The 7,079-nt window shown below is 57.1% G+C and carries 4 protein-coding genes; 1 reads left to right on the forward strand and 3 read right to left on the reverse strand.

Going from position 1 to position 7,079, the window contains the following annotated elements; translation table 11 throughout:
- From B3Z49_RS01240 to B3Z49_RS01250, 3 genes are all read right to left on the reverse strand, one after another.
- The coding region (locus tag B3Z49_RS01240; RefSeq protein WP_296987639.1) for a hypothetical protein at nt 1-446 on the reverse strand (446 nt) is incomplete at its 3' end.
- A 289-nt stretch (nt 447-735) separates the two neighbouring features.
- Nucleotides 736-3,003 carry an NADP-dependent malic enzyme gene (locus B3Z49_RS01245; protein WP_008888727.1) on the reverse strand — a complete coding sequence of 756 codons (2,268 nt, stop codon included), beginning with the start codon at nt 3,001-3,003 and terminating at the stop codon, nt 736-738.
- A 523-nt stretch (nt 3,004-3,526) separates the two neighbouring features.
- On the reverse strand, nt 3,527-4,027 hold the full coding sequence (locus B3Z49_RS01250; RefSeq protein WP_286791118.1) for a hypothetical protein: 501 nt from the start codon (nt 4,025-4,027) through the stop codon (nt 3,527-3,529).
- Nucleotides 4,028-4,200: 173 nt separating this feature from the next.
- Between B3Z49_RS01250 and mutS the strand changes: the two genes are divergently transcribed.
- Nucleotides 4,201-6,924 (forward strand): DNA mismatch repair protein MutS, encoded by a 2,724-nt coding sequence (gene mutS, locus B3Z49_RS01255; protein ID WP_296987647.1) that lies wholly within the window; start codon nt 4,201-4,203, stop codon nt 6,922-6,924.
- The last annotated feature ends 155 nt before the right edge of the window (nt 6,925-7,079 follow it).

The raw sequence follows: 7,079 nt of genomic DNA on the forward strand, positions 1-7,079 counted from the left end.
CGATAAATCCAGCCCTTTTCCGATTTCAGCAACCGGATTTCATCCTCGACCACCCGACGGTCGCCCACCTTGTATTCGCCTTCCTTGAGCGTCAGCATCTTGGTTTTCACCAGATCAAGCGCATCGCGCACCGTGCTGCCGACATCATCCATTGTCCCGGCCGCCTTGCCCTTTTCGGTCACGTCATCGGCAAAGTCGGCAACCGTGCGATCAAACACCAGCTCATAACGCACCATGACAAGCACTTCGTCATCGTCTTCGGAAATGCTGTTGGTTTTGGTCACGTTTTCAACATGGCCGACCTTGGCATAGGGATCATCGCGAAACCGTTCGATCACCGCCGTGGTGATTTCATCGGCTGTCGGTCCGCTGACCTGTTCATCTTCGCAGGCGGCAAGCAGCGGCAAAAACATGATAACGGCGAAAAACCGGGTCAACTGGCCCATAAGCGATTCCTGTTTTCTGGGTTTTGGCTTGAATTGCGGACTATTGCCTCTGTGATGTGGCAAAAATCGGGTCGGATGTCACAGAACACGCCCCAAGACGTCTATATGCGCATCCAGCTGTCAGGTTATCACCCATCCATCCAAAATGCGCAGACCGAATTATGTCGCGGCATTGGTCCGTGGATCAGGCGTTCGTGCGCGCCCTGTCCGGCAGAGTTGGATGTCCAAACAAAAAAGGCGGAGCCTGAAAAATCAGCCCCGCCTTTCTGATCTTTGATTTTGGCTCGGCTTAGCCGTGCTCTGCCTCGTGGGCGGCAAGGGCCGCAAGGTTCACCAGATCGTTCACGGTTGCCCCCATCTGGGCGATCTGGGCCGGTTTTTCCAGACCGATCATCACCGGACCAACCACGGTGCCACCACCTAGCTTATCAAGCAGTTTGGAGGCTGTGGTTGCCGCGTGGAGCGCCGGCATCACCAGAACGTTGGCCGGACCCGACAGACGGCAGAACGGATAAAGCTTCAGAAGCTCGGTATCGAGTGCCACATCAACTGCCATGTCGCCATCGAACTCGAAATCGACATTGCTGCTTTCAAGGATGCCCACGGCTTCGCGGATACGGTCGGTATCCTCGCTATACGGGTTGCCGAAGGTCGAGTGCGAAACCATCGCCACACGTGGCTCATGACCCATCTGACGGGCCTTGGCGGCCGCCTGAATGGCGATCTCGGCCAGTTCCTCGGCATTTGGCAGGTTGTGCACACGGGTATCGGCGATGAACACCGTCCGGCCCTTGGCAATCGCAATCGAGAGCCCCATCGGGATTTCACCCGGCTTGGCATCGATCACACCGGCAACATCGGCGAAGCTGCGATTGAAGTTCCGGGTAAGCCCGGTGATCAAACCATCAGCATGACCCTGTGCCACCATGACAGAGGCAAAGACGTTACGCTTCTGGTTGACCATGCGCTGGCAATCACGCCACAGGAAGCCCTTGCGCTGCAGGCGCTGATAAAGGAACTCGGCATATTCCGCATTATGCTTGGACAGGGCCGCGTTGCTGATTTCAACACCGTCAAGGCTTTCAATACCAAGCTTCTTGGCACTTTCATGGATGCGGTCTTCGCGCCCGATCAGGATCGGCGTGCCATAGCCCGAATTGCGATACGCCACCGCTGCGCGGATCACGGTTTCTTCCTCACCCTCGGCAAAGGCAATGCGTTTCGGGTGCGCACGGACATAATCGGAAATCAGCTGCAAATGGGCTGCCGTCGGATCAAGACGACCACGCAGCTGATTTTCATATTCTTCCATATCAATTATCGGACGACGCGCCACACCGCTATCCATCGCGGCCTGGGCAACTGCCTTGGGCACGGCGGTAATCAGGCGCGGGTCAAACGGGGCCGGGATGATGTATTCCGGACCATATTGCAAACGACGCCCGGAATAGGCCGCGGCCACTTCATCGGGCACGTCTTCACGCGCAAGCGATGCCACCGCGTGGGCTGCGGCAATCTTCATGTCCTCGTTGATCGTGGATGCCTGAACATCAAGCGCGCCGCGGAAGATATACGGGAAGCCCAGAACGTTGTTGATCTGGTTGGGATAGTCCGAACGCCCGGTGGCGCAAATCGCGTCATCACGAATAGCAGCAACTTCTTCCGGGGAGATTTCCGGATCCGGGTTGGCCATGGCAAAGATGATCGGCTGTTTGGCCATGCTTTTGACCATGGCGGATGTCACCGCCCCCTTGACCGACAGGCCAAAGAACGCATCAGCACCCTTCATCGCATCGTCAAGCGACCGTGCATCGGTATCCGCCGCATGGGCCGATTTCCACTGGTTCATGCCGTCTTCACGGCCCTTGTAGATCACCCCGCGCGAGTCACACATGATCACGTTGTCATGGGCAACACCCATGCTTTTGACCAGCTCGCAACACGCAATCGCGGCCGCACCGGCCCCGTTGATGACAAGCTTGATGTCTTCAAGTTTGCGACCCGTCAGGTCACAGGCATTGATCAGGCCCGATGCCGCAATGATCGCCGTGCCATGCTGGTCATCATGAAACACCGGAATGTCCATGACTTCGCGCAGGCGCTGTTCGATGATGAAGCATTCCGGCGCCTTGATGTCTTCAAGGTTGATCCCGCCAAACGATGCGCCCAGGAAGCGCACGCAATTGACGAACTCGTCGACATCTTCGGTCGACACTTCAAGATCGAACCCATCCACATCGGCAAAGCGTTTGAACAGAACCGCCTTGCCTTCCATCACCGGCTTGGAGGCCAGCGCACCAAGGTTGCCAAGGCCAAGCACGGCGGTGCCGTTGGAAATGACCGCAACGATGTTGCCCTTGGAGGTGTAATCATAGGCAGTCGCCGGGTTCTTGGCGATTTCAAGACAAGGCACCGCAACACCCGGTGAATAGGCGAGCGAGAGGTCGCGCTGAGTGGTCAGCGGTTTGGATGCGGTGATTTCGATTTTGCCGGGGCGGCCGCTGGAATGAAACAGCAGCGCTTCACGGTCACGAACCTTGATTTCTGTATCTGACATTGTGTTTTTCACTGACGCTTGCGTGGTGAGATGGAAAGCAACCTGTACGGTCTGTTTTGTTCTTGAGTTCTGATTTTCCTGATCGACAAGTTTGCGGCGTGGGACCGTCTTGTCGGACCGCCCAATAAATCAGGCTTCGCGCCCCGGGTCAAAGGCGACGTTAACGGCAACCGCAAAATTACGTAGCGTTTTCCGTATGTTGCGGCGCAACATTGACCTCTGATCCGACCCGTTTCACATGCGCAAACGCAATGGCGGACACAGCCGCCCCATCGACGACGTCGCCGTGACCGGCAGTAAGTGCTGGTTTTTCAGAGATGTAATCACACGCGCGCAAAGGGCCCCTGGGATTGCCGTTTTTATTGCGCCGCGCAAACCGACCCGCCGATTGGCACTGATATGAACTTTCCACGATACGAAAAACGGGGGCCAATGCCCCCGTGTTCCTGTTGCCTTACCGGCAAATTCAATCCTTCTCGGCGGACTCTGTCATGCAGCTGCCCGCAACGCCAAAACGTACGGATTACTTCGGTGAATGCAGGTGGATGTTGGTGGCACCATTCTGTTCAAGAATGTCGCGTGCCTTGGCCTCGGCACCTTCATGGTCCGGGTCTATCCGCACCCACAGGATGACCGATCCGGCGTCCACCGCGCGGGCGAAATCCTCGGTATGCGGGGTGGAGGTCACTTCTTCGATAAACTCACGAAGTGCGACCGCGCCAACACCGGCCCCGACCGCAATGGCGGCGGCGGCTGTCGCAGCGCCCCCAAACAATGCAATCGCACCGGACGCCACCAGCGGCACTTCATATTTGGTTTCACCCACCAGTGCGGTCAGCACATCGGACCAAGACCGACCATCCTTGCCAGCCACATCAATGGATTCGTGGGAGCTTAAAACCGACAGATCGGTGCGTTCAAACCCGGCATCGCGGAGCGCACGCAGAGCCGCATCGAAACCGTCCTTGGTATCAAACAGTCCGACCAGTTCCGGGGCCTGCGGGATGGTCTGTTCTTCTGCCATTTTGTACGCTCCTTGCTCACTGTTATTCTGTCGCGGAAAACGACAGTTGGTTGTTGGTCACGATCTTTATATATTCGCAGAAATTCAGGCGTTGCAATGGCATAGATCAAGTTTTATCACCCCGCCAGTTTCCTGCTCTCGTCTTTGCCTTCAGGGTTTGCTATCAAGTCATCATGAACCAGATCGCCGATAAATCCGATACCACACCGACCGCACCTTCTTTTTCCAGAGACGGCGCGACGCCAATGATGATGCAGTTCCTTGAAATCAAGGAACAGTATCAGGACTGCCTGCTGTTTTATCGGATGGGCGATTTCTACGAGCTGTTCTTTGACGATGCGGTCAAAGCCGCCGAAGCCCTTGATATTGCCCTGACAAAACGCGGCAAGCATCAAGGTAACGAAATTCCCATGGCCGGTGTTCCCGTCCATAGTCACGAAACCTATCTGCAACGTCTGATCCGCAAGGGCTTCCGGGTGGCCGTCTGTGAACAGATGGAAGACCCGGCAGAGGCCAAAAAACGCGGCGCCAAGTCCGTGGTCAAACGCGGTGTTGTCCGCCTGATCACGCCGGGCACCCTTACCGAAGACAGCCTGCTCGATGCGCGGCGCCACAATTATCTGGCCGCCGTTTCCGAAGTCCGCGGCAAGATCGGACTGGCCTGGCTTGATATGTCGACCGGTGATTTCTTTGTGCAGCCTTGCGAGATGGCCGGTCTTGGTGCCGCCCTTGCCCGGCTTGATCCGGGTGAAATCCTGTTTTCGGAAAAGATGCTGAACCGCGCGGAAGTGTTCGACATCTACGCCGAATATAAAAACATCATCACCCCGCAGCCGACCGCACGCTTTGATGCTGAAAATGCCCAGCTTAGGCTCAAAAAGCTTTATGAGGTCGAAGCCCTTGATGCCTTTGGCGGGTTTGAGATCGCCGAGCTTTCGGCTGCCGGTGCGCTGATTGATTATGTCGAGCTGACCCAAAAGGGCCAGATGCCCCGCCTCGCCCCGCCAACCCGCGTGGCAGAGGGGGCGGCGATGGAAATCGATGCCGCCACCCGTCGGTCGCTTGAGCTGATCCAGACCCAGTCGGGCGAACGCAAGGGATCGTTGCTGTCCGTCATTGATCGCACCCGCACCGGTGCTGGTGCACGTTTGCTGGCGGCGCGTCTGTCCGCCCCGCTGACCAATGCCGATGAAGTCAACAAGCGCCTTGATCTGGTGGAATATTTCCATGATCGCGATGGGTTGCGATCAGATCTGCGCGCCGCCCTTGGCGAATGCCCCGATATTGAACGTGCGTTGTCGCGCCTGTCGGTCGGGCGTGGTGGTCCGCGTGATCTGGCGGCGATGCGCGATGGGCTGTCCTGTGCCTTTGCGATTGGCAATCTTCTGAATAAGCCCGATGGCGGCAATGATGGCCTGACTGCCCAGCCGGAAGCCCTTTCTGATCATTTGACCATGATGGGCCATCACGGCGATCTGATTGATCTGCTGCGCCGGGCAATCGCCGAAAGCCTGCCGCTTCTGGCACGCGATGGTGGCTTTATTGCTGGCGGCTATCATCCGCCGCTTGATGAGCTGCGCATGCTTTCAAGTGAAAGCAAAAAGCTGATCGCCAACCTGCAGGCCCGCTATACCGAGCAAACCGGCATTTCCAACCTTAAGGTCAAGCACAACAACGTACTTGGCTATTTCATCGAAGTATCGGCCAAAACCGCCGACAAGATGATGGAGATGGATGAGTTTATCCATCGCCAGACCATGGCCAATGCGGTGCGCTTTACCACCGTCGAGCTGTCCGAGCTTGAAAGCAAGGTCTCCAAGGCCGGTGATCAGGCGCTTGCCCTTGAACTTGAACTGTTTGATGAACTGGTGGCCGCCGTTCTGGCCAAGGCCGATGACATCGCCAAATGTGCAAGTGCCTTGGCCGGGCTTGATGTATCGGCTGCTTTGGCCGAACTTGCACGCGATCAGGGCTGCATTCGCCCGAACATCGATAACAGCCTTGCCTTTGACATCACCGCGGGCCGCCATCCGGTGGTCGAAGCCGCCTTACGCGAAAATGGCGACGCACCCTTTGTTGCCAACGATTGCCGCCTTGAAGATGAACAAAGCCTGTGGCTGATCACCGGTCCGAACATGGCCGGTAAATCGACCTTCCTGCGCCAGAATGCATTGATTGCGGTACTCGCCCAGATCGGGGCGTTTGTCCCGGCGGCCAAGGCCCATATCGGCGTGATTGACCGGCTGTTTTCGCGTGTCGGTGCGGCCGATGACCTGGCGCGCGGGCGATCCACCTTCATGGTCGAAATGGTCGAAACCGCATCGATCCTTAATCAGGCAACTGACCGTTCGCTGGTGATTTTGGATGAAATCGGCCGTGGCACGGCGACCTTTGATGGTCTGTCGATTGCCTGGGCGGTGGTTGAGAACCTGCATGAAATCAATCAGTGCCGCGGTCTTTTCGCCACCCACTATCACGAACTGACGGCGTTGGCGGCCAAGCTCAAACACCTGTCGTGCCACACCATGCTGATCAAGGAATGGCAGGGCGAGGTCGTCTTCCTCCATGAAGTCGGTGCGGGCAGTGCAGATCGGTCTTACGGCATTCACGTCGCCCAGTTGGCCGGCCTACCAAAGCCCGTTATCAAGCGCGCCGAACAGGTTCTCAAGACCCTTGAAAAGGGCGAACAGGGGGGTGCTGTTTCCAAGCTGGCCGATGACCTGCCGCTGTTTGCGGTTGCCATCGAACAGGCCGCCAAGGAGGAACGCACAAGCGCCCCGGCCCTTTCGGACGCGCAAAAGGCGCTGCTTGATGCGGTTGCCGATCTTGATCCCGATAACATGACCCCGCGCGAAGCCCTTGATGCGCTCTATCGTCTTCAGTCGCTAAAGCGCTGATCACCTGCAAAACAGGCGGCCTATCCCCATATCAGGTGCGTGTCTGCCGATCGGACTTGCGCACGCATTTGATGCGGATAGATGAAATTGGCGCTATGGTGCGGCAACTGTTAAGAAAATTGATATATAAACCCTGTCGCCGACAGACCGCACGC

Source organism: Thalassospira sp. UBA1131, from assembly GCF_002311515.1.
Taxonomy (GTDB): domain Bacteria; phylum Pseudomonadota; class Alphaproteobacteria; order Rhodospirillales; family Thalassospiraceae; genus Thalassospira.

Coding starts and splice junctions, on each gene's coding strand:
- B3Z49_RS01245 (WP_008888727.1), bottom strand. CDS start 3,003: ATGTCAGATACAGAAATCAAGGTTCGTGACCGTGAAGCGCTGCTGTTT.
- B3Z49_RS01250 (WP_286791118.1), bottom strand. CDS start 4,027: ATGGCAGAAGAACAGACCATCCCGCAGGCCCCGGAACTGGTCGGACTG.
- mutS (WP_296987647.1), top strand. CDS start 4,201: ATGAACCAGATCGCCGATAAATCCGATACCACACCGACCGCACCTTCT.